Consider the following 24,070-nt stretch of genomic DNA (forward strand, 5'->3'; position numbering starts at 1 on the left):
TCGCCCGGCAGCTCGTCGAGGAGTTCGACAGCGGCCAGAAGGAGTTCACGCGCTTCCGCGAGGAGCTGGCCGAGAACCCGATCGAGAAGACCGGCGCCAAGCTCCGTCCGATGATGAGCTGGCTCAAGGCCTGATCGTCAGCCAGCCATACCGGTGGGGAGTTTTCTCCCCACCGGTATGAAGTCACGAATCAAGGCATCAGCGCTCGATAAGGAACGCTGACTCACGAGCCCGGTGGATCTCTCGTGGTGCTCGGCCCGCGCCGTCAGCGGACATCAGCCGGGACGGGGTCCAGCAGGACCGCCCCCGTCCCGGTCCGGCCGCCCGAGCACGGCCGCCCAGGCCGGGATCGCGTCGCTACCCGTGTCGATCGCCCCGACCGCTAGCGCGTGGCGGGCCACGTCCTGCCTGGTGAAATCAGCGGGTGGTCGCCTCCATTGAAAGACTCGCATGCCCGGCAGCCGCAGCCGTTCAATCGAACACAGACGAAGGAAAACGCCGTGTCGAGTGCCCACCGCGGCTACGATCGCCTCGATCATGTTCGCCGCCCTGTATGCGGGCCACCAGCTCGGCGATCATGTCGTGCAGAGCAACGCCGTCGCTGCCGCGAAAAGTGTTCCGGATTCAGAGCAACTGGCTGCGGGCATGTCTCCGTGGACCGGTTGGGGCGCCTGTTTACGTCACGTCGTCGGCTACACCGTTACGCAGGCGGCCGCCTTGGCGGTGGTGTGCGTGGCAGTGCCGTTGGAACTCATCAGCATGGCGACCGCACTCATGGTGTCGGCCAGTACGCATGCGGTCATCGATCGCCGCTGGATCGTGCGCCAGCTGATCCACATTAAGAAGTGCCATGACTGGTCGGAGGCGCCCTACCTGATCGACCAGTCGCTGCACGTCGGCGCGATGCTGATCGCGGTGGTGCTCGCCGTGGTGGTCAGCGACGTCGTCGGCCTGGCCACGGTAGCGGTCGGCACAGGCATCCTGGTGGGTGCCGCCTTGACGACGGAACACCGGATCGCCCAGGCCCGAACCCGGGCGACGGACTCGATTCCCTTCCGCGTCAGAGTCAATGGGCTCTTGAGCACTCTCTGGGGAGCGGTCACGATCGGTGACTCAGTTGTGGAGTGCCATCTTCCGGAGCAGGTCGAGGTTGGCCCGGCCGAACATGAGCCGTTTCCAGAATTTGATCTTGCATATGGTGCCCTCGACAGCGCCTGACGAGTAGGGGAGGGTGAGCCCGGCCAGGACGGCGGCGTGGTCGCGTTGGATGCCGTTGGCCAGGGAGTGGAGGGCGGGGAGCGGGTCGGCACGGACGGCGGTGAGCCAGTCGTCCAGGTGCTGGCGGCCGGTGCGTTTGGTGAGCATGGTGGCGAAGGCTCGGACGTGGTCGGCGGTGGCGGCCAGTTCGGGACTGCGGCCCAGGATCTTGGCGAGGTGTTCGGCCTCGGTGTCCCTCAGATGGTCGGGGTGGGTCATGATCCAGCGGACGACCCGGCGGGGTTTGGGCGGTGCGGCGGTGGTGGGGGCCTGTCTGGGCCGCTGCTGGGCGTCGGCAGGGTCGGGCCGGTATTGCCGCAGGTAGGCGCGGACGGCTTCGGCGCTACCCTGCCAGCCCCGGCCCTTGATCTCGGCATGGAGGGCGGCGGCGTTGGTGACTCCTTGGTTCCACCGCTGGTGGAGGTAGGGCTTGAAGTCGTCCAGGATGCCGGCGCGGTGCGTGGCCTTGAACAGCACCTGCTCCAGGCTCTCGGCGCGGGCGAACCGGGCTACGGTCTGTCGGTTCAACCCCAGCTCGCGGCCGATGGCCGAGAGCGACAGCCCCTTGGCCAGCAGGGCTTGGATCGCGTCGTACCGCTCGGTGTGCCGGGCGACCAGCCGCCGGGGCTGACCTGCACCGTCACGGTATCCGTCCGGATCGGCAGGCGGCGGCGCAAGGTCTGCACCAGGCGCAGTGGGGTGTGGCGCCGCCGTCGGCGCGGGCTTCCCGTGCTCCGGGTCGGGATCGGGGCCGGGGTCGTGCAGGGCGGCATGGTGGGCGATGACGGTTTTCTCCACCGCCTTGCCCAGGTCCTGGAGCAGATGAAACCTGTCAGCCACCTGCTGAGCATCGGGCGCGCCCTGCCGAGCGCCCAGCGCATAGGAACCTCCCCTGTCCCTGCAGATCACCTCGATCCCCGGATGCGCACGCAGCCAGTCCGCGAAGGTGTCTGCCTCCCGGCCATCGAGCACGTCGATGACCTGGTGGGTGTCCATGTCCAGCAGGACGGTCGCGTACGAGGCTCCCTTGCGCTTGGCGAAATCGTCCACTCCAAGGACGGTGACCTGCCCGACCTCAGGATCCGGCAGCGCCCGGATCATCCGGATCAGCGTGAAACGCGAGACGACCTGGCCCATCGCGCGCGCCAGACGCGAGCCCGCGCTGCCGGCCAGCGCGAGCGCGACCCGCTCCAGCAGGCCCCGGAGCCCCACGGTGCGGCGCTGGTGCTTGGCGGTCAGCCCGTCGACCTGTTCGGCGAACGTCGCGACCGGGCAGGAGCCATTGCCGCAGACGAACCGGCGGACCTCTAACGCGACCTGGATCGGCCGCCCGCCACATGACACATCCTGCAGACACCGCCGGTACCGGTCATGCACCCGGGCAGTCGGTGCGGCGCACCGCGGGCAGACGGCCAGCTCGGTTCCGGTACAGGCCACGATCCGGACGCTGCCGCTCGCATCCTCGATCCGCTCGACATCCAACCCGTCCAGGTGCGGGAACAACAAACGCAGCAGACGAGCCTGGTCGCTGGTGACCGGATGCAGCACGATGACTCCCCGCGTCCATTCTTAATGATCAGGTCTTGGTGATCAAGATCGTCACAGAACGGCCGTCGCTGTACGCGACGAGTTGCCAAATCTCCACCCAGCCGGGCTTGCCTAGAGGTCTTCAGACTGCCCTCGACGTCACTCCAGGTGACCGCTCCCCAGAGAGTGCTCAAGAGCCCATTGACTCTGACGCGGAAGGGCCCTGAAACGCTGCAGCAGATCCGCTCCGAGGTCGCCCATGTCGCGCAGCTCTACCCCCGGCAGCCACTGGCCCACCTCCTGGGCAGCCTGGCGGAGCTTCAGGACATGGTCTTCCGGCTCTTGGAAGGCCGTCAGCGACCCACCGAAAGTGCTGACCTGTACCTGTTGAGCGGGATCATCTCGGGCATGCTGGCCAAGGCATCACACGACCTGGGCAATCCGCATGCGGCCATGACCCAGGCCCGCGCCGCGATCGTATGCGCCGAGAACGCCGGCCACGATGGACTGCGCACGTGGGTCCGCGTCCTGCAATCCATGATCGCCTACTGGGCGGGCAACCCCCACGAAGCGGCCCGCTACGTCGACGCGGGAGCCGAGTACGCCGCCCGTACCGCAAGTACATCTGCCGTCTGGCTCCCAGCCCAGGCAGCGAGAGTCTGGGGCGTGCTCGGCCATGCCGAACGGGTCAATGAAGCGATCACGCAGGCAGAGGAAGCGCGGGAGCGGGTCCAGCGGGACGAACTGGACGAGTTCGGCGGCATCATGACGTTTGCACGCCCGCGGCAGCTCTACTACGCCGCCGACGCCTGAGTCTGGCTGCCCGGGCAGGAACGCCGCGCCGCCGACACCGCGACAGAGGCGATCGCCGCTTACGAGAACGCCGATGACGACGAGCAGTCGTTCAGCGATGAGGCCGGCGCGCGGGCGGACCTCGCGCTCGCCCGCGTTCATCTGGGCGAACTCGACGGCGCCGCCGATGCCCTGACCGATGTCCTTGATCTGCCCGTTGAGCAGCGCATCGGTGGCGTCGTGGCCAGCGCCCGACGCATCCACTCGGCGCTGCTGGCCCCCAACTTCCGCGGCGGCTCCACCGCGAGCGACCTTCAGCAGGCAATCGAGCAGTTCGCCGGAGTACCCGTGCAGAGCGCGCTACCGTCCGGCCATTAAGGTCGGCGTCCATGTACCCGGTAACGGTCACTTCGCCAAGGCTCACCCTCCGAGAGTTCACCGCGGCCGACGTAGACGCCCTTCTGGCCATCTACGGGGATCCGCAAGTCGCCGAGCACATGAGCTTCGAACCCAGGTCCCGGGAACAGGTCGAACGCACCATCGCGAGCGTGACGGCGGCGGCCCAGGCCGAACCCCGCACAGAGTACTCCCTCGCCGGGGTTCAGCCGGACGGCGAGCTGGTGGCGTTCGCCCGGATAGCGATCGACGTCGGCCACCCACTCCAAAACAGCGCGCAGATCGGATTCGCCCTCCGCGCCGACCGCTGGTGCCAGGGCCTCGGCTCCGAGGCAGTCCGGCTGCTGCTGCGGCTCGGGTTCGAGCAGCTCGGCATCTACCGCATCTGGGGAGCGCGCAGTCCCCTCAACGAAGCGTCCGCCCACGTCATGGCCAAGGCCGGCATGGTCGAGGAAGGCGTTATCCGCGGGCATCTCAAGGTTGCGTCAGGATGGCGGGACTCCATCGCCCATTCCATCCTCGCGCCCGAGTGGGATCCCCCGGCCGCCTGACCATCCAGCAGCGTCACGACTCCTCCAACAAGGCCGGCCACACCACGTACTGCGCCGCTGCCGCTGCGTACCGCGCTTGGATCTGCGAGTGCCTCATAGGGCTCGCGCATTCGATGAGGCGGCTATGGGCTCTTGGCCTCCCCCGGCGACACCTCGGATGGTGTGCGGCGCATCTCCTCTTCTAGGGTCGCGAGAACCGCCCGTGCCACCGCTCGCACCCGAGCGCGATGCCCGGTCAACTCCCTGGCGAAGCCTTGAGCGGTGCGGCCGACCCAGATGGCCTGGCCCGCGAACTGGTTACAGGCGGGATCGAGTGCCGTCTCCAGCCGGTCCACATGCGCCCTGGCCTGGGCGATGAGGTGCTGTAATTCCGCATGGCGCGGATTGGGTACCGGAGCCATCGGCTTCCTAGAGCAATTTGTTGAATGGCTTGCAGTGACCTACCGAACATTATGAGACTTGTCCGGATGCTGGCCTGCCTTCGGAGGAAATCGATGACGAATCCGGCATGGCGCTGGCCTTCGGCGGCCCTAATCGCGCTTTTCGTACTGGCCGGATGCGGGGGGACGGATAATCCTCAATCGCCGACGGCTGCCGAAGCGGGCGCGACACTCAAGGAGCACATCACCCGCACCTTTGAAGGCGCTCAGGCCAAGGACGTCCAGGTCACAGATCCGGGCGGCAAGGACGTCCCGTGCAGTGAGGGCAAGGTCAAACGCACGTACGCGGCCACAGCAAGGAATGACATCGGCTCAGGAGATCCGAACTCGATGCTCCTGGTCATGGCCGGCGCTCTCGATACCGTCGCCGAATACGATCTCACGGCGCCCGGACAACGCACGATGCAGGACCTTGTCAGCAAGAAGTTCAGGACGCATATCGTGCTGTCTTCACCGGCCAAGCACGTCATGGTCATCAGCGGCGAGACCGACTGCCTTCTGCCCGGCTGAGTTCATCGAATCGCTTCCACTCGTCCTCCGCCGCGTCCTTGGCTCCGCGGAACAGCACGTCCAACTGCTTCGTCGCCTCCCCGATGCGGCTCTTGTCAGTCAACCCGGATCCGTTGGCAATCAGCCAGTTGTTGAGATTCCGGAGAGCCTCCCTGCTCTGCGCAATCTTCTCGAAGGGCAACAACTGTCCGTTCTCGTCGACGATCGGCGGCACGTTGAACTGCTCGTCCGCGCCCATCTCGCCGAGTTCCGCACCGGCCCCGAAGGACGACTCTTCACCGGCGTGCGAGGAGGAGAGCTCCCGAGCATCACCTACTGCCGAGCCTGGCGCAAAGCCCGCGAGAACGCCCTAACGCCGCGAGAGGTACGCTCACCACTGGCCAAACGCGTCTACGATCTCCGTCACGCCTGTGTCTCCACCTGGCTCAACGCAGGCGTCCCCGCCACCCAAGTAGCCGAGTGGGCAGGCCACAGCGTCGAAGTCCTGCTCAGGATCTACGCCAAGTGCATCGTCGGCCAGGACGAGGCCGCCAAGCGACGCATAGCCGAGGCTCTCAAGGACGACCAGCCATGATCAGCCGCACGCGCGACCGTGGGCCAGCGTTGGGCGCGGACGCCCGCGCACGATTAGCGAGAGCCGCAGACAACCGGACATGTGAAGAGAGCCTCTGACACGCGTCTGCGCAGGTCAGAGGCTGCTTCCTGCTAACGGAGAGAAGCGCGCCCTGCAGAAGGGGTCACTCTCAACGCCTTCGTACCCCATCTGTGCCTCCCAGTGGAGGCTCATCAGGATCTCGTTGACGCGTTCGCGCCCTCGCAGGAGTTGTAGAGGTAGCCGCGTCCTGTCGGTGCCCGAGCCTAAGATGAGTGCTGTGACACGGTTTGGCCCGACTCCAGATCAGATCGAGCAGCAGATCCGCTATGCCCTTTCTCGGCTTAATGCAACCAATGGGCACCATCTATTCGAAGATGTATGTCGGCACTTTGCGCGACATTACATCACCGACAATATTTTGCCCGCAACCGGACCGGTGTCCGCTGGAGGCGACCAAGGGCGAGATTTCGAGACCTTCTACTCATATATCAGCCAGGGTATTCCTGGAAGCTTCATCTCAATCGAGCAGCGCGGGCCAGTCGTATTCATATGCACACTCCAAAAGGCGAATCTATCTGCAAAAATTAAGAACGATGTCTTCAAGGTGATACGCGGCGGACCCGTCGATCGAATTTACGTCTTCTGCGAGGCAGACGTACCGGTTTCCCAACGCCACGAGATTATTCAATGGGCCCGGCAAGAATTTGGGCTATCTCTGGAGATCCTTGATGGGCACTGCATCGCCGAAAATCTCGCCACCCCGAACACTGTTTGGATAGCGGAAAGATACCTTGGAGTATGGGCTGGCGAGCCTCAACAAAGTGCTCCAAGTGGAGCTTATCACCGTACAACTTCCACAGACAGTTGGAAGCAGCATCAGGCACCCCGCACGCACGTAAGAGCATATGGCCATGTCGCGGGTATTCCTATCGGAACAATTTTTTCCTCACGTAGAGACCTTGCCTCTGCGGGAGTACATAGACTGCTACAAGCTGGAATATGCGGTAACACCCAAGATGGCGCCGAATCGGTGATCGTGTCCGGCTCCGGTTATTTTGAAGACAGAGGTCGCTCAATAATCTATCGCGGTGCCTCAAACCGTGTCGAGCCTAGACGCCCTGCAGAACGTCAGCCACTTAGCCCACTCAACATGTCCTTGCTCGTAAGTCATTCACACGGGAAACCCGTCCGCGTAGTACGTCAAGTTATTGCAAGCGCAACTAGCGGCGACCATAAGTCTACCACCACAAAAGGTTATCGTTACGACGGACTCTACATCGTAAGCGCCTGCTGGACAGACCCTAGCGACGAAAGCAGTGAGCGAGTTTGGCGTGTAAAGCTCTCTCAGATCGATAACGAGAACCCGTCGGACGTACTCTCTCACGCGTGACAGGTAACTCCGTGCACTACCACAGCCCACCCATAATGCATCTTATGCTCGCGCCAATCTGCCGGAGATTTAAACGGGCAATAAGAATCGTCATGGTTGGTCGATGGACTACTCTTTCAGAGCGTGACATCCAACGGCTTGCATGGCGGAATGACACGTTCGGTGGTCGCCTGGTTGTCCTGACGTTTGACGACCTACTGGAGTGCGCCCAAACCCCTACGCCGATTTCTCCAGGAGGAAGCCAACGCGGACCATTGACCCGTCTGCCATCGACCCGCCCGCAGGAGAAGCGGGCCAGGGCCACTGCGGACGAGATGATCAGGCTTCCGTCTCAGTCGCCTTCGGGCCTCAGGTTCGACACGGCGATCAACCCAGAGTTGGAGTCCTCAGCCGGAGGCCTTCCCAGCCAGCAGAGAATCGCCTACGCTGCCACGTGCGGGGTCTGCTCCAGGAGGAACCAGGCCATCAAAGCAAATTTCATATGGCGCTAGGGACCTCGCGAGGGAGATTGCGGCTCCCTGAACCTAGCCCCTTCAAAGAAGGGGATTGGTATGTCCGGGAGCAGATCATCGAACCGCAAATCACTCGCAAGTCGTACGACAACTCGGGTTCGTGATCTTAAGGCGGTCATTGCCGCTGCGACGGAGCTTGTCATGGAGGCCCGACGATTGATCATCGGGCTGCGACTCCTCGCGCTGTCAGCGTCCACATTGGCTCTAGCGATTGCGACTCTCATAGCCATCGTGCGTCACCTGTGATCGGCGCACTTGCGTTGACAGCTTGACGCAGCGGTCGTGCGACGACGCCCCGCGCGACAGACCGTGCCGCGACCGGCCTCCCGGCCGCAGCGCGGCCCGGAGACGCTGGGCGGGCGTACGGTGGCGCGGCGCGCCGCAACTTGATCCTCACAAGAACAATCCGGCAGGCGCGCATCGCGCCTGCCGTTGAGCTGGGGTCTGGAAGTAGGCGGGGGCCAGGGCCGACCCAGGCCCCTATCTCCCGGTGCCCAGCCCGCCACAGGCTCACTTTATGAGCACAGGGGCCGAACAGCACACCGGGGACAATGCTGATGTACCCCGAGGCCAGAGAGGTGAAGGCGGCCGAGCGACGCGTCGCCGAGGTTCTCATGGACGCCTCGGCCGGCACTGTGCACGGGGGTCTTGGGCAAGCATTGGGCGTGGACGCCCGCAAACGATCAGTGGGAGTCGTAGACAGCCGGACATGCAAGGAGAGCCTCTGGCCCGCATTCCCGCAGGTCAGAGGCTCTTTTGTGCTGGTCCAGAGAAGCGCGCCCTGCAGGATTCGAACCTGCGACCGTCGGATTAGAAGCAAGATCTTTAAGTGTCGCGCGGTGCCGTCTGCTGACGGTTCGTGCCACTTCCACACAAGTTACGTGTCCTGCAGTGCCGGGCACTGCCGACATGTGCCGGGGCGGCCGAGCACGCACCGAGCACGACGACGCCCACCGGCCACCATATCAAGCGTCGCCTCATTGGAGGCGAGATTGAGCGGCGTAGTAACCATCAGGGACCATTTGCCGTCGGAAAAGTAGGCGCCGTTGCCGTCCGTCCAGACGGTCACTGGCCGTCCCGCTCGATTGAGCGTTATGGCCAGGCAATCGCCCGGGCTCCTGCTTTTTGTCAACGCGTTGTCTTCGCCTTGGCCCGGTCCCGCGCAGTGTCGGGTCGAAGTGGTACCTGGCATCAGACGAGTTCTGCCGCTTCATGTGCAAGGCCTCAATCCGCCGCACCTCTCGATGCAGAGAACCAGAACTGCACATCCGATCTACGCTCGGCGCAAGGATCACGACCGCCGCCATAACCGACAGACCGAGCAACATCGAGTTGTGCTGGGCCAGCCCGAAGACGAACGCCGCGGTGCTGACGCCGGTAGCCATGCCGAGCGCAGCCGCTCTCCACATACTCGAACTTGGCGCCCGGCGCCCGATCTGGCGGACACGAACCTTGCGCTCCTCATGCTCCAGGAACGCCTTCAAGAGGCGCTGGTGTTCGCCGTGTTCGCGGAGCATCTCGGCTCCGCAATCACATCTGATCCACGCCGCGACGCGCGCATGCTGACGCGGGTCCTGACGACGCATCTCCGCTCGCCGATACACCTCCTTTAGTCGCTCGTTGCCCGCGGTCTCGTCGAGCGTCCGCTCTGCCTACAGATGCCCGCCGAGGAGTCCAGCACATGCAGCTTGTTGATCACGGAGGATCTCGTTCCCGTTACCAGAAACGATCTTTACTTTCAGTTTGGTCTTATGTGAAGATCGGCATGTTTTGATACGTCTGTTCGAAAGGATGCGAGTGAACAAACGCCGATCGGCGTCCGGCTTATCCGTCCGGACGCGCCACCGCGCGAGCCTGATCGCGGTTCTTACGCTGCCGCTCTCCCTCATGAACGCGCCCGCGATCGCCCAGGGACCGACGCCATCCCCCACCCCGACAACACAAGCCGGCGCCACTGCAAATCCAACTCTCAAGGCCGCCTGGGACAAGGCGGCCACGTCCGGCAAGCCAGTCGAGATTCCCGAACGGTTCACCGAGACCATGAAGGTGTGGGCGAACCCCGACGGCAAAAATCTGCGAGCCGAGCTGTACACCCGCCCCGTTCAGCTCAAGAACAAGACCAGCGGCGCCTGGGAACCCATCGACACCCGCATCGTGACACGCGACGGCAAGCTGCAGGCCACGCGAGTCAAGACCCCGCTGACCTTCGGCGGCCGCGGCACCAAGCAGATGGTGTTGGCGGACGGCGAGCAGGGCACGAGCGGCATGCAAGCGTCCCACGCGCTGCCAGAGCCGAAGGTCTCCGGCAACACGGTCACCTACCCCGACGCCGTGGCGCCTGGCGCGGACCTGGTGGTGCAGGCCCAAGCCGACGGTTTCATCTCCCAGGTGGTCTTCCGGCAGCGGCCGACCGGTCCGGTGACCGTGCGCCTGCCGCTCACCCTGCCGGAGGGCACCGCCTTCGGCAAGACGCCTCAGGGGCTGCCTCAACTTAAGGACGCCAAGGGCAAGGCGGCCGCAGCGCCGATCGTGCTGACCGCGATGGACGCCAACGTGGAGTCCTCCCCCGACGAGGGCAGGACCTCCGCGGTTGATGCACGGGTGGAAACATCCAGCAAGACGTCGGAACTGGTCTTCACTCCGGATGAGAAGTTCCTGGCCGATCCGGCGGTCACCTATCCGGTAACCATCGCGGCCGCCTCCGAATGGTTCGGCGGCGGCGTACCCACCGACGCCTGGGTCAACCAGAAGGACCCCAGCAGCAACCACGCCGCCGAAGGCTGGCTACGCGCCGGCACCACCTCCACCGACACCGCCCGCGTCTACCTCAAGTTCAACACCGACGCCCCGGAACTCGACGGCGCCACCGTCCTCGACGCGGACCTGTGGGTGTGGAACTACAAGTCCGGCGGCCCCAACGGCCAACTGTGCGGCGACAACGTCGGAAACGGCATCGCGGCCGAACGCATCACCTCTTCATGGACTACCAGCGCCCTGAGCTGGTCCAACCAGCCCACAACCTTAGGCACCCTCGAAGGCGGGAACAAGGCCGGCTACAACTACACAGCCGATCCTTCCAGCTGGTGCGCCAAGGAGGAGACGCTACTGCACCAGGTCAACGCCATGGCCCGCGAATGGATCGAAAACGACCGGCCCAACCACGGGCTAGTGCTACGGGCCCTCCCCGAGACCGCAACGATCAACTGGCGCCAGTACTACTCCAGCGAATACAGCGGAGATCCCTACCCTGGCTTCCGGCACCCACCCACCCTCATGATCGAATACACGCCTGTACCGCGTGAGGTCAAGGGCATCTTTATGCCATACCAGGACACCGATCCGACGGGAGCGGAAATCGACGCCAACACGTCGACGTCGACCAGCGTGCAGACCGGACCCGAGGTGTCCGGCGAGGAAGCCACGGCAATGCGCGCGAACTCCCCGGGCTACTACATGGAAGACACGACCTACGGGACATGGATGCCCGATGACGTGGATTCAGAGCAAGAATGGCTTGACCTGATCGATGCGGTCTACCCAAACGATGGACCGTACCCGACGCCTACGCCCACACCCGACCCGGACACTACACCCCCAACAGTGATCTCTTCCCTTCCAAGCAACGGTGCGGTGGACGCGCCCACCAGTACGTCGGTCAGCGCTACCTTCGACGAAGTGGTCACCGGCGCTGCAATGGTGGTGAAACTTCCTGGAGGGGCCCCTGCGGCGGGCACGACCGCAATGGACACGACCGGCAAGATCCTGACTTTCGTCCCTCAGTCGCCGCTGACCGCTGACACTGTGCACACTGTCGAGGTGACCGGGGCGAAGGATGCCGCAGGCAACACGATGGCCCTCTACTCTTGGTCCTTCACTACCGAAACGGCGCCTCAGGGACACTGGAGGTTCAACGAAGGATCCGGCGACACCGCTGCGGATACCTCGGGACACGGACACGACGCGAGCCTAGGCAAGTCCACCATGTGGACCGCTGGTCGGAACGGAAACGCTGTGACGAACGTACCCGCCACAGCAAGTAAGACGTCCGACTCGGCAGCGCGGGAGATGTCGGCACGCGAGCGCCTTTCAGCCTCTCAAGAGGCCAAGAAGCAAGGCAAGCCGGTGGAGGTCCGCTACGACACAACCGAGGTGAGCACCACTCGCGCCATGCCGGACGGTTCGTTCGAAACCCAGATCACAACGACACCCGTCCGCACCAAACAGGACGGTTTGTGGGTGCCGATCGACGTGACGCTGGTGGAGCGCGATGGGTTGTTGAAGCCGAAGGCCACCAGAGCCGGCACCCTTGTTGAACTCTCCAAGGGTGGGACGGCGCCATACCTCAAGATGGTCCGGGACGGCGGCCAAGTATCCGCTCTGTCGTGGCCGACGGCGTTGCCTACGCCATCGGTCAAGAGGAACGTCGCGACTTATGTGGACGCGGCTGGCCCAGGTGCTGATCTCGTGATCACTGTTCTGCCGACCGGTATTCGGCAAGAGGTGGTTATGCACAAGGCTCCGGCCAAGTCCTTGGAGCTCAGGATCGCCCTGCAAAGCAGCGATCTGACGCTGTCTAGAGGCAAGAACGGAACATTACTGCTGAAGAGCAGCGATCGCGCAGTATCCACCCTGCAATCGCGACCGTTCATGAGAGACGACAGCGTGAAGGGGGCGCGCGCCAAACGGGTCGGGGTCAACGCTGAGGTTGTCGACAAGGATGGCGAGGCCGAGCTGGTACTCAAGCCGGATCAGGCATTCCTGACCGACTCTGACACTACCTATCCGGTCCGGCTGGACGCGGCGGTCACATTGCCGATCAGCGCCGATGTTGACGTCAGCACCTACGACACCGATTCACCCGCCTATTCCGACAACGAGTACCTCATGGCTGGCACCATGGCGGACGGATTCATCGCACGGACGCACTTGAAGTTCGAAACCACGGGCCTGCTGGATAGCACGGTGACCGGCGCCATGTTGTCGATGAACACTGTCGACAGCCACAACTGCGGCCCCGCGCTGGCCCGCGGCATTCAGGTCGCCCGCCTGACCGACGCCTGGGATCCGGACAACATGTACTGGGGCAGCACGCCCACGCACACCGCGGAGGACGCGTCCACCAACTTTAAAGGCGTCAATTCCGACTGCTCCACCTGGCCGGACAGCATGGACTGGAACGTCACCGGCATCGCGCAGGACTGGGCGGCCGGCGCCGCCAACCACGGCCTGGTGCTCAAGTCGCCCGGCGAGGCGAACGTCAACAACTACCGCATGTTCACCTCCTCGGAATACCCCGACGCGGATGGCAGCCCGCCCACACTGACTATCACCACCAGCGGACCCGCCTCCGAGCCGACCGTTTCCGCCCCGACCATCACACCGGCACAAACCGTGGACGGCACCACGGTGACAACTTCACTCACGCCGCAATTGGCCGCCACGGTCGCCGACACTATCGGGGGCGACCTCACCGGCGAGTTCGAAGTCGAGCACGATCCCACGGCCGCTGAACAGGGCACCGGGCAGATCTGGGCGGGCAGTTCTCTCTCTGTCACCTCGGGTGGCCGTGCTTCAGTCACCGTTCCGACTGGGGAACTCGCCAACGGTTGGATGGTGCGCTGGCGAGCGCGGGCGGTCAATGCCGCCGCATCCACCGCATCAGCATGGTCGGCGTGGCAGGCGGCGACCGTCGAGGTAGGCGACACGAGTGTCGCACCGCTGGCGCAGAGCGCCGGGCCTGTACTACGCACGGACCAAAGTTTCACCGTCGCAGCCTGGCTGCGCTGGAACGACAAGGACGGCGCATATCGCGTTCTCGAACAGCGAGGGTCCAATGCCGCGTCATTCAGCATCGGTAATGATCCTGACCATGGTTTGATCTTCAAACTGACACAGGCGGACGAAAACGAGGCAACGATTGAGGGCGCGCTCTCTGGAGTCGAGCCGCCGGTCAATGAGTGGTTCCATCTCGCGGGCGTTTACGACGCCGCAGCAAACAAGGTTACGCTCTATCTCAACGGAACAGAGGTGAAGACCGCGCAACTCGGCTTCCCAGCCTGGAATGCGGTTGGTCCGCTGCAGCTAGGTGCCGCAATGGTGGGTGACCTCGATGAGGTTCTTGTTTACCAGAAGGCCGCTTCAGCCGCGCAGATCGGCGCCATCTACGCGGCCATCAGGAACCAGCCTGCAACTCGTTCCGCTAGCGTGGAAGAGAAAACCGCAACAGTGAACGCGACGGCAGCCCGGAAAAAGTTTCCCTATGGACACATTTCCACTGATCGATGTCAGCAGATTCCACCTCAACGTCCCAGCGCTGTTGCCAATAGCGGCCCCTTCTCACTCTGCTATTCCTACCTGGTCGGCGAGCGAGACATCAAGGGAGTCCCCGGCGCCCAATGGGAGGCCGGTAGATGGACAGCCCAAATGGTCATCGCCGTTCACTCGTACGTGGGACACAAGTACACCAACGCGAACGCGACCAAAGCTCGGGCCAGCGATGTGCCGATCGGTCGGTCTCTCGGCAGCCGGCAGATAAGAATGCAGATCAAGATGGGGCCTGTGAAGGCCACGGGATCCATGTTGGACGATTGGGACGACCGCTGGATGCGGGTCTTCGCGGGACCAACAGGCTGCACTAGCGACCAGCCAGATGGTATCCACGATGAGGTGGGGGACTGGGCAGACGGAAATATCCGGGAAATCATTCTCGACAGGTCGGGAGACGACAACGCTCCGGATCCTGACAAAATCAGTTCATGCTCGATCAATCCGAATGTCCGGTATACCACACACGCTATGTGGGTCAGAGAGGACCTTGGCAAGCGTCACACCTTCCGGTGTGACAGCTCGATGGAATTCAAGGCGAATATGGGAGGATGCGTCCTGACAACCCTACGGCCGGTTCTCATCTTCGATGAGAACTACTCCGCAGGAGTGTTCCACGCGCAGCACGTCTGGACCGCCCTCTATAATTCACAAATCACCTATCCCAAGGTGGGAAGCGGGTCACCCAAGAAAATACCTGGCGGATTTATGCCCTATCAGCCCTCGTGCGCCTTCACCTGCCTCAGACGGACCACGAAGGATGACGTGGAAAAGGCCAACCGTGATATCGCAATCCCCGAATGCAAGAAGATTCGCGATTACGTAAAACCGGACAGCTGTGACGAGTACCCTTTCGCCACCACCTATGAGGGGGCAGGCGGACGGAATACCGGCTACAACTATTCGGTCGCCATCATTCCCGGTCCGGACAACTGCTCGCAAGGCGGCGCGATGCGGATGTGGTATGAGCGTAACCGCGTCCTGGACCTCGACTCCTACTGGGTGGATGTCATCCGCCAGGGGCAGGGCACGCCGCACAGCGGAGCGCCGGGGATGGTCGCAGCCCATCCGGCACCGGACAATATGAACCTTGCCACCTGTACGATCGACGGCGTATCGTAGCGGCACAGGTAAATAGTGCGGGGCAGACTATGCTGTCCCGCACTATTCGTCATTAAGCAGCCGCGGTCACAGTGAAGCGAGAAGAATGTCCAGCTTTCCGTTCTATAAGGAAATGATTCGCTCGATATTCGATGAGCCGGCTTGTGTTACTTGGGTGCGCAGCGAAAATATCCAGGACGTCGTTCAGGCGTTCGGCGGACAGACGACGCAACTCGCCGAAGGCGGCTTCGACGATCTCTACGACTCCTACGAGCTGTACGACGACGAGGAGGGCATCATTCTCCTCACCCAGTGGCCCGGCTGGTTCACGGGCGTAGAGTTCACCAGGTACATCGGTGCCCGCCCTGACGTCCTCCGCCGCCTGTCAACCTTCGGCCAGGCCGTGGCCGTGGCTTGGACCGTCGAACTGGACGCCACTTTCGCCTACGCGGCCGACGGGAAGCTGGAGAGTATTTTCGACCCTGTCCGGCAGGGCACCACGGCGGCCGAGCCTGAACGCTTGGCCTGGGCGGAAACTTACGGTGTCACGACGGAGCAATGGCGAGATGACTGGCGGGCCGCGTCGTTTGCGCTCGCGGAACATATCACTGGCCTGCGCGTCGACCAAGCGTGGAAGGAGCGAAGGCACCTGGTGTTGAGGATCGAGCAGGAGGAGGACGAGAAGAACGAGGCGCCGACCGTCAGACCCCCGCTGGTGCTGAGAGAAGACCTGCGGGAGGTGGTCGCGCGCCATCCCCGCGTCGCTGCCCTCGCCGCGGCGCCCCCTGACGAAGAGTTTACGGAGCTTACGCTGATTGCGTGCGAGCTAGCTGTAGGTGCCGTGGCACTGGACGGGCCTGACATCGCCGAAGCACTCGCCGCGATCGCGGCCGGGCGTCGCGGGCAGCCTGTACGCTCGCTGAGCGAGCGCCTGCTGGAGCAGGCCGACGATTTCCAGCGGCGGTCCGCCAAGGTGATGGACGCGAACGCGAATCCCGGATTTCCCGACCCGAAGACCGATTGGGGCCGGCTCCTGATGAAGCATCATGCGCTGCGGGCGCTGGCCGCGCCGCTGACGATGGACCCCCACATGGCCTGCAATGCGGCCATCGGGCAGGCTCAAGAGGTTGTCATCGGCAGGCGAAAGCAGAGCGATGAATATCGCTTACTGAAGGCCATGGAAAGGATCGCTTTTTATGTCTTCAACGGCCACAACCCATGAGCAGCTACACAGGTTGAATGCGTAAGTGGGCTTGATCTGGTTTGACGGACATCCGAGATCAGGGTGTGGGCGCCGAATATCAAGTCTCCTCACGCCACCTGCGCGTACTCGTGGAGGAGGCCACCGAGCCGGTCTCGTCGGGTGACCTTCATGTCGGCGTCGACTGGATCGGATATCGCCCGTAGCGGGCTCGCCTGCTGCAAGACCCGGTGCGAACGATGTCCATTGCAGTGGCTCTCGTACTCGGGGATGCCCCTGCGCCGCCTGCCGACAATTACATCCGACCAGGTCATGGCTCTGAGAGGACTTCAGGTGCCGTACGCGAGTTCCGGTCACCCGGAGACGGAAACGCATACGGCAGGATGATCCGCTGTGCTTCTTCGCCCGGCGCACCAAACCGTCACGAACGCTTTCACCGCGCTGCGATTGCTTGTGGGTGCCAAGAACTCGGCCGCCCTATGCGACCTGCGCGTACTCGTGGATCAGCCCGCCGAGGCGGTCACGTCGGATGACCTTGATATCGTCCTCGACCGGGTCGGGAAGGGCTCGCAGCGGGGCGGCCTGGCCCTGTCGGGCTCAAAAATAGGATGCGGTGTTTGACCTGCCGGTTCGCGGGTGGTGTCAGCCTGTGGGCCTCAATAACTCGAATCGCTACCAGCGCAGATTCCTTCGTCCGGTTGCGCGGAAGGGGTGAGGGCGGCGAGCGGCCAACCCGGGTCGGCTGGGATCATGTTTCGTGATCATGTCCACGGTGTACGCAGTCACTCGACACGTGCTGTCTTTGCCCGCACTTCTCCTACGCCGCGACGTCTCCAAGGAGGCGGAACTACTGGTACTTCGACATCAAAACGCGGTCCTACGCCGTCAGGTCCCGCGGGTGCGGTACGAACCCGCCGACCGCGTGTGGCTGGCGGCGCTCTCGCACCTGATACCCCGCCGCCGCTGGGAGAAGATCTTCTCGATAACCCCGGCCACGCTGCTGGCCTGGCACCGCACACTCGTGGCGAAGAAGTGGGACTACAGCGATCGTCGCCGTCCCGGACGGCCACCCACAGCACCTGCTGTCAAGACACTCATCTTGCGCATGGCCGCGGAGAACCCGAGGTGGGGTCACCGGCGTATCCACGGTGAACTGACCCGCCTCGGCCACAAGATCTCGGCATCTACCGTGTGGAACATCCTCGACAAGGCCGGGATCGACCCCGCTCCACGCCGTAGCGGGCCCACATGGAAACAGTTCCTGACCGCCCAGGCGGAGCACATCCTCACCGTCGACTTCGTGCACGTGGACACCATTAATCTCACACGCCTATATGCCCTGATCATGCTCGAACACGGCAGCCGTCGCGCCCATCTGCTCGGCGTCACCGCCAACCCCACCGGCCCGTGGACCGCTCAGGCCGCTCGTAACTTCCTCATGGACACCGACACCGACATGACGAAGCTCAAGTTCCTGATCCGCGATCGCGGCGGCCAGTTCACCGAAACCCTCGACGCGGTCTTCGCCGACGCCGGCCTACGCGTCCTCAAGAGCCCACCGCAGGCCCCGAAAGCGAACGCGCACTGCGAAAGGCTCATCGGCACCCTACGCCGCGAACTCCTGGACAGGATGCTCATCCTCAACGAGCACCATCTGCGTCGAACGCTTCGCCGCTACTTGGAGCACTACAACACAGCCCGACCTCACCGCAGCATCGGACAGTTGTCCCCAGCGCAAGCCGAAACCGGACCGCCAACCCCCATCGACCTGGCCACCCACCGAGTCCACCGCACAGCCATCCTCGGCGGCCTCATCAACGACTACCAGATCGCCAGCTGATCAAATGGCTGGCTGGCACCAGCCGAGAACCGGCAGGTCAGATACCGCATCGTATTTTTGAGCCCCACAGGGACACGCTACAGCCAGTTGCGGACGTTCTACTTCCGGAATGGCGACCCGTTAGGGATCATCGTGGCGCATCGCGTCGGACGCACCACGAGCCCATCGTCGAACAGCGCTTTCGGCCCGCGCGTGGTCGCCGAGCCGTTCACACATACCTAGCTCTGCAGTTGACCCGTACGCCGACAGGGCACCCTCAATCGCCTACCCGCCCCAAGCGGATGGACGTCTCGCCAGACGAGAACGCTTCAGCCCTGGTCCCAGAGCGATGATGTTGATAATGGCGTGTGCGGGTTTGGTGCGCGCGAGCACGCATGGAGCACGCAAGCGCCAGACGAGAATTCCAGAACGCATCCGATCCCGCATAACCGCAGGTCAGACCCTGATTAAAGCCCGCCCTGCAGGATTCGAACCTGCGACCGTCGGATTAGGCAGTCGAAGCCCACAGAGTTTGCGCACGAGCCCTGCCGGAGTTCGAGACAAGGCATTCTGTACATGTTCAGCAAATCATTGACAACGCATTGCTTTCGATAAATCAAGTATTGGCCGCCAATGCGATCGAACGTAAAGACTAGATCAAGCCTCGTATCGACTCGTCTCGAAAGCGAGACATCGGAGTTGCGAGCACTGCGACCATCGGATTAGAAGCAAGATCATTTAGTGCCGCGCGGTGCCGTTTCGTGATGCCTAGTGCCGCCTCAGCGCGCTTTGCGTGTCAGGTGGTGCCGGGCCTTGACGACGCATGGCGGGGCGTACGAGCACGCGCCGAGCACGGCTGAGATCCTAATTGGATCATTACAGGTGGCGCCACACCATGAATCCGGGACGTCACGCGCGAATGCCATCGCTCGAAGGGCCGCAATCTGGACAGGTCGACCGCTCCCGGCTCCTCCAGAGTGCGCCAGCAGAAGTCGCCATCGTCATCGTCGCCGATCGCAGCGGCCAGCGACGGGCGCAGGCCCAGCCGGCTCGTCGCGGCGGGCCGCCCGTCTGCGCAGCCGCCGGCGTTCGGGCACCTATCCTTGCGTGCATGGGTGAAGTACTGAAGGGGCGAGGTTGCGCGTGGGAGTTCGAGGACACAGGGCTGCGCATCACGCCTGAGCCGGGTAAAGCCTCGAAACTGAGCATGGAGCTCGGTGAGCGGTTCGTGCCGTACGAGGCGCTGGCCGATGTCATGGTGGAGCCCAGTGCACGCGGCAGGGTGATGTTGCGGGTGGTTCCCCGGGAGGGGGCCGATCCGGTTATGTCCGCGGCAACGGGGCAGCTTCAGGAGTCGCTCGATCCGTACCGGCTGGTGCTGCCCGCCGCCACGAAGACGCTGGCTGACCAGTATGCCGACGAGATGCGCGCGGCCCTGTCCGAGCGCGGTCCGGCTGAGCGGTTCCTGATCGCCGGTCCTTCGGTGCCGCGTAGTTTCAAGGCATGGGACGGTGAGGCCGCCTTCGACGGGCAGGCTGTCACCTTCACCTGGTTCTCCTCCGGAGCTTCCCCGGCCAAGTTCACGGCAGGTGACCGGCGTTACCCGATCACCGAGATCGAGGGCGTCGATTGGCATGCGCTGGAGGACGCTCGTGGGTCGTTGCGACTGCGCATCCGTGGGAAGCAGGCCCTGTCCAACCCCAACAACGATCCCGCCTCCGTGGTGTTCGGCATCGGCTGGGGAGCCACGCATCACTCCCTGCCCTTCGCGGCCGCCGTGCTGGCCGCCGTACAAGCTTCCATGATCGAACAGGTCGCGGCGGAGGGCTGAGTTGGTGTCCCGTATGTCACTTGTGCGCGTTGGCGCCTTGGAACTCAAGGCTCTGGGGTGCCAATCTCCCGTCATCGGTCTGAGCCGCGGAGTTTGGGCGAGCGGCTGACTCGGTTTGAGCAATCCCTCAGGCAGCGATTGAAGATCGAATGATGTGCCCGGTCAGAGCGAGGGTGCAATTTTCAGCACTGATACGCTCACCACCAAGATCTGAGCAGCATCGGCCAGCCGAATACCCTGACCACCAGCAGATACAGAAGTCGAAACAGCGCGAGAGGCAAGCCCAGAAGACCAGGTCAGACCCTCATCACCAGTTTCTGGCACCGGACAGGCTCCGGCCGATGCTCGCGGGCTCGTCGCTCGGTTTCACACCCCCCATCATGGACGGGCCACCCGACCACCCCGCCACCAGCACGGGGCCTGGCCGCCGTGGCCACCCCGACGCCCTCCTGGCGGGCGGCCGATAGTCTTGGGTTCTGATGACCGCCACTCTTATTGCGAAAGAACTCGCCGCCGGCCACGGTGACCAGGTGCTGTTCGCGGATCTCGATCTGGTCGTTGCGCCCGGGGACGTGGTCGGGCTGGTCGGGGCGAACGGCGCGGGCAAGTCGACGCTGCTGCGCCTGCTGGCCAGCCTCGATGCCCCCGAGCAGGGCTCGGTACGGCTCAGCCCGCCCACCGCCAACGTCGGCCATCTGCCCCAGGAACCCGAACGGCGGCCCGGTGAGACGGTCGCCGAGTTCCTCGCCCGCCGGACCGGCGTGGCCGCCGCGCAGCGCGCCCTCGACGCGGCCACCGAGGCCCTGGTGAGCGGCGACCCCGGCGACGCGTACTCCGAGGCGTTGGACCGCTGGCTCGCCCTCGGTGGCGCGGACCTGGAAGAACGGGCCGGGGAGGTGACCGCCGGCCTCGGGCTCGCGGTCGACCTGAACCAGGAGATGACGTCACTGTCCGGAGGCCAGGCCGCACGGGCGGGCCTGGCGTCCCTGCTGCTCAGCCGCTACGACCTGTTCCTGCTCGACGAACCCACCAACGACCTCGACCTGGACGGTCTGGAGCGGCTGGAGCGCTTCGTGACCAGCTTGCGCGCTGGAACCGTCGTGGTCAGTCACGACCGCGAGTTCCTCACCCGCTGCGTGAACCGGGTCCTCGAACTCGATTTCGCCCAGCAGCAGGTCCACGCCTACGGCGGCGGCTACGACGCCTACCTGAGCGAACGCGAGGTCGCCCGTCGGCACTCCCGCGAGCAGTACGAAAGCTACGCCGGGACCAGGATGGCGCTGGAGGCCCGCGCCCGAACCCAGCGCGCTTGGATGGAGAAGGGCGTCAAGAACGCCCGGCGCAAGGCCACCGACAACGACAAGATCGGCCGCAGCTTCCGTACCGAGACGACCGAGAAGCAGGCCGCCAAAGCCCGGCAGACCGAGAAGCTGATCGAGCGGCTGGATGTCGTCGAGGAACCGCGCAAGGAATGGAAGCTGCAGATGGAGATCGCTGCCGCGCCTCGTTCCGGGGCCGTGGTGGGGACGTTGCGCGGCGCGGTCCTACGGCGCGGCGGGTTCTGCCTCGGACCGGTCGACCTGCAGATCGACTGGGCGGAACGAATCGCCATCACCGGCGCGAACGGCTCCGGCAAGACAACCTTGCTCGGTGCGCTGCTCGGCCGGTTTCCTCTCGACGAGGGCGCCGCCACGCTCGGCCCCGGCGTGGTCGTCGGCGAGGTCGACCAGGCACGTGCCCTGTTCGAAGGGGACGAGCCGCTGCTCGACGCGTTCGGCGCGCTCATCGACCTGCCCCCGGCCGACGTCCGCACCCTGCTGGCCAAGTTCGGCCTGCGGGCCGGCCACGTGTTGCGCCCGGCGGCCACCCTGTCCCCTGGCGAACGCACCCGGGCGGCGCTCGCCCTCCTGCAGGCCCGCGGGGTCAACCTGCTCGTCCTCGACGAGCCCACCAACCACCTCGACCTGCCCGCCATCGAACAATTGGAGTCGGCTCTCGCCTCGTACCAGGGGACCCTACTGCTGGTCACCCACGACAGGCGCATGCTGGAGGCGGTCCACACCACCCGCCGTCTTCACGTCACGTCCGGACAGGTCACCGAGGGCTGATCCCACGCCGCGAGGCGGTCGCGGCCTTCGTATCGCCTGGATGCCTGTGGATGCCAAGGATTCGGACTGTAGGTGCCGAAAACCCCATCCATGGGCTGTGACTCTGTGCCTGCCGATAATTACATCCGCCTAGGTCATAAATCTGTGAGGGCTTCGTGTGGCGTACGTGAGCTTCGATCACCCGGGAGACGGAAGCGCGAGCGGCAAGATGATCCGCTGTGCTCCTACGCCTGGCCTACCTGACCGTCACGAACGCGTTCGCCGCGCTGCGGTTGCCCCCCATGGGCGATCGCGACAAGGACGTGGAGATTCGCGTTCTGCGTCACCAGATCACCGTCCTTGAACGCCAACTCGGCGCTGACACCCGAGTGAGATTCGCGCCCGTGGACCGAGTCTTCCTCCTGATGAGACGTCGTCACGCTCGTACCTGCCGGCCGATCCGGCCCGGCCGCCCGCCCACGGTCGGCTCCATCCGCACCCTCATCCTGCGCCTGGTTCGAGAGAACCCCGGCTGGGGTTATCGGCGGGTGCATGGTGAGCTCGCCATGCTCGGCATCAAGGTCGCGCCGTCCACAGTTTGGGAGATCCTCAAGCAGGCAGGTCTTGATCCGGCGCCCGAGCGGGTGTCCACCACCTGGGCCGACTTCCTGCGCTCACAGGCCGACGCCCTACTGGCCTCCGATTCATCAAGACCGTCACTCTCAGCGGGCAACGCCAGTACATCCTGGCGGTCACATCGAACACACCACCAGACGCGTCCGCGTGCTCGGCACCACCGCTCACCCGAGTGCGAGCCAGGTCATCCAGGCGGCCAGGGACTGGTCATGGATCTGGACCTTGCGGGCTGCCGGGTGCGCTTTCTGATCCGAGATCGGGATGGGAAATTCCCGGCGCACATGAACGAGGTCCTCGCCGAAGGCGGCATCAAGACGGTGCTCGCTGGTATTCGAATACCCCGCATGAACTCGATCATGGAGCGGTGTGTGCAGTCCTGCCGTCATGAGCTTCTCGATCGCTGCCTGACTTGGAACGAACGCCATCTTCGGCACGCCCTGCCCGAGTACGAACACCTCTACAACCAGCACCGAGCCCACCAAGCCCTGAACCAAGCAGCCCCGCTGCGCACTGTCCCCGATCCGATCACGGATCCAGAGCAAATCATCAACCTGAACGTACGACGACGAGACCGGCTCGGCGGCGTCCTCCATGAGTACTCACATGCCGTTTGACCTGCATGGATGGAATCTTCGGCGGACGCAGCCAGGTTGGGTATGTCGGAAACACCGGCCACGCGCCGGCATGCGACGCCCCATCTGACGGGGAGACCAGGCGACGGACGTTTACCCTCTCGGTGCGCCCGGCGCGCCCGCCTCGGAGTAGCCGCCACCGCGGCGCGGGCACCGTCCGGTGCGCCAACCGCCGTCACCGCGACGCTCCCGTACGAGCGGTCGCGGCAGCCAAGATCATTCCGCTTATATTCCGTGAGCGGCGGCACGTGCGGGCCGCAACTGGCACACGGTGGCACACGCCGAGCGTCGGCGGGCAGGCGTTACCACAGGTCAGGCCCATATTCTGTCTGGCCAGTGAAGCGCGCCCTGCAGGATTCGAACCTGCGACCGTCGGATTAGATGCAAGATCCTTTAGTGCCGCGCCGCATCGTTAGGTGGTGGTCCATACCGCCTCAGCCCGGTTTGTCTGCCAGACGGTACCGCCCTC

14 protein-coding genes are annotated in these 24,070 nt (G+C 64.1%); 12 read left to right on the plus strand and 2 right to left on the minus strand.

The window, feature by feature from the left end; translation table 11 throughout:
• Positions 1 to 537: 537 nt before the first annotated feature.
• Complete coding sequence (locus ABD331_RS55015) at positions 538 to 1,218, plus strand: DUF3307 domain-containing protein (protein ID WP_344494553.1); 681 nt, start codon at positions 538 to 540, stop codon at positions 1,216 to 1,218.
• Here ABD331_RS55015 and ABD331_RS55020 read toward each other — a convergent pair.
• A complete protein-coding gene (locus ABD331_RS55020) occupies positions 1,114 to 2,805 on the minus strand; it encodes an ISL3 family transposase (protein WP_344494556.1) in 1,692 nt (563 codons plus the stop codon). The two genes, ABD331_RS55015 and ABD331_RS55020, sit on opposite strands and share 105 nt — an antisense overlap.
• Before the next feature lie 126 nt (positions 2,806 to 2,931).
• Here ABD331_RS55020 and ABD331_RS55025 point away from each other — a divergent pair, with 126 nt between their 5' ends.
• From ABD331_RS55025 to ABD331_RS55040, 4 genes are all read left to right on the plus strand, one after another.
• Positions 2,932 to 3,597, plus strand: coding sequence for an NsdA family TPR-like regulatory protein (locus ABD331_RS55025; protein ID WP_486348513.1), 666 nt, complete (start codon positions 2,932 to 2,934; stop codon positions 3,595 to 3,597).
• A gap of 219 nt (positions 3,598 to 3,816) precedes the next feature.
• Positions 3,817 to 3,954, plus strand: a complete 138-nt coding sequence (locus ABD331_RS55030; protein WP_344494560.1) for a hypothetical protein — start codon at positions 3,817 to 3,819, stop codon at positions 3,952 to 3,954.
• A gap of 11 nt (positions 3,955 to 3,965) precedes the next feature.
• Entirely contained in the window at positions 3,966 to 4,523 is a 558-nt protein-coding gene (locus tag ABD331_RS55035; protein ID WP_344494562.1) for a GNAT family N-acetyltransferase, read from the plus strand.
• A 494-nt stretch (positions 4,524 to 5,017) separates the two neighbouring features.
• A complete protein-coding gene (locus ABD331_RS55040) occupies positions 5,018 to 5,473 on the plus strand; it encodes a hypothetical protein (protein ID WP_344494564.1) in 456 nt (151 codons plus the stop codon).
• Here the strand turns inward: ABD331_RS55040 and ABD331_RS55045 are convergent.
• Positions 5,439 to 5,711, minus strand: coding sequence for a hypothetical protein (locus tag ABD331_RS55045; RefSeq protein WP_344494566.1), 273 nt, complete (start codon positions 5,709 to 5,711; stop codon positions 5,439 to 5,441). The two genes, ABD331_RS55040 and ABD331_RS55045, sit on opposite strands and share 35 nt — an antisense overlap.
• Before the next feature lie 625 nt (positions 5,712 to 6,336).
• On the opposite strand from ABD331_RS55045, the gene ABD331_RS61200 reads away from it, so the two are divergent.
• From ABD331_RS61200 to ABD331_RS55075, 7 genes are all read left to right on the plus strand, one after another.
• A complete protein-coding gene (locus ABD331_RS61200; RefSeq protein ID WP_425566277.1) occupies positions 6,337 to 7,458 on the plus strand; it encodes a YDG/SRA domain-containing protein in 1,122 nt (373 codons plus the stop codon).
• A 2,309-nt stretch (positions 7,459 to 9,767) separates the two neighbouring features.
• Positions 9,768 to 15,416, plus strand: a complete 5,649-nt coding sequence (locus ABD331_RS55050) for a DNRLRE domain-containing protein (RefSeq protein ID WP_344494568.1) — start codon at positions 9,768 to 9,770, stop codon at positions 15,414 to 15,416.
• 85 nt (positions 15,417 to 15,501) lie between these two features.
• Positions 15,502 to 16,617, plus strand: coding sequence for a DUF6461 domain-containing protein (locus ABD331_RS55055; RefSeq protein ID WP_344494570.1), 1,116 nt, complete (start codon positions 15,502 to 15,504; stop codon positions 16,615 to 16,617).
• 877 nt (positions 16,618 to 17,494) lie between these two features.
• Positions 17,495 to 18,436, plus strand: a complete 942-nt coding sequence (locus ABD331_RS55060; RefSeq protein ID WP_344494572.1) for an integrase core domain-containing protein — start codon at positions 17,495 to 17,497, stop codon at positions 18,434 to 18,436.
• Positions 18,437 to 19,526: 1,090 nt separating this feature from the next.
• On the plus strand, positions 19,527 to 20,246 hold the full coding sequence (locus ABD331_RS55065) for a DUF4429 domain-containing protein (RefSeq protein ID WP_344494574.1): 720 nt from the start codon (positions 19,527 to 19,529) through the stop codon (positions 20,244 to 20,246).
• A 479-nt stretch (positions 20,247 to 20,725) separates the two neighbouring features.
• Positions 20,726 to 22,354, plus strand: coding sequence for an ABC-F family ATP-binding cassette domain-containing protein (locus ABD331_RS55070; RefSeq protein ID WP_344494575.1), 1,629 nt, complete (start codon positions 20,726 to 20,728; stop codon positions 22,352 to 22,354).
• A 218-nt stretch (positions 22,355 to 22,572) separates the two neighbouring features.
• Positions 22,573 to 23,583: an integrase core domain-containing protein gene (locus tag ABD331_RS55075; protein ID WP_344494576.1), complete on the plus strand. Its 1,011-nt coding sequence runs from the start codon at positions 22,573 to 22,575 to the stop codon at positions 23,581 to 23,583.
• The last annotated feature ends 487 nt before the right edge of the window (positions 23,584 to 24,070 follow it).

It is taken from the genome of Nonomuraea monospora (assembly GCF_039531895.1).
Lineage (GTDB): Bacteria > Actinomycetota > Actinomycetes > Streptosporangiales > Streptosporangiaceae > Nonomuraea > Nonomuraea monospora.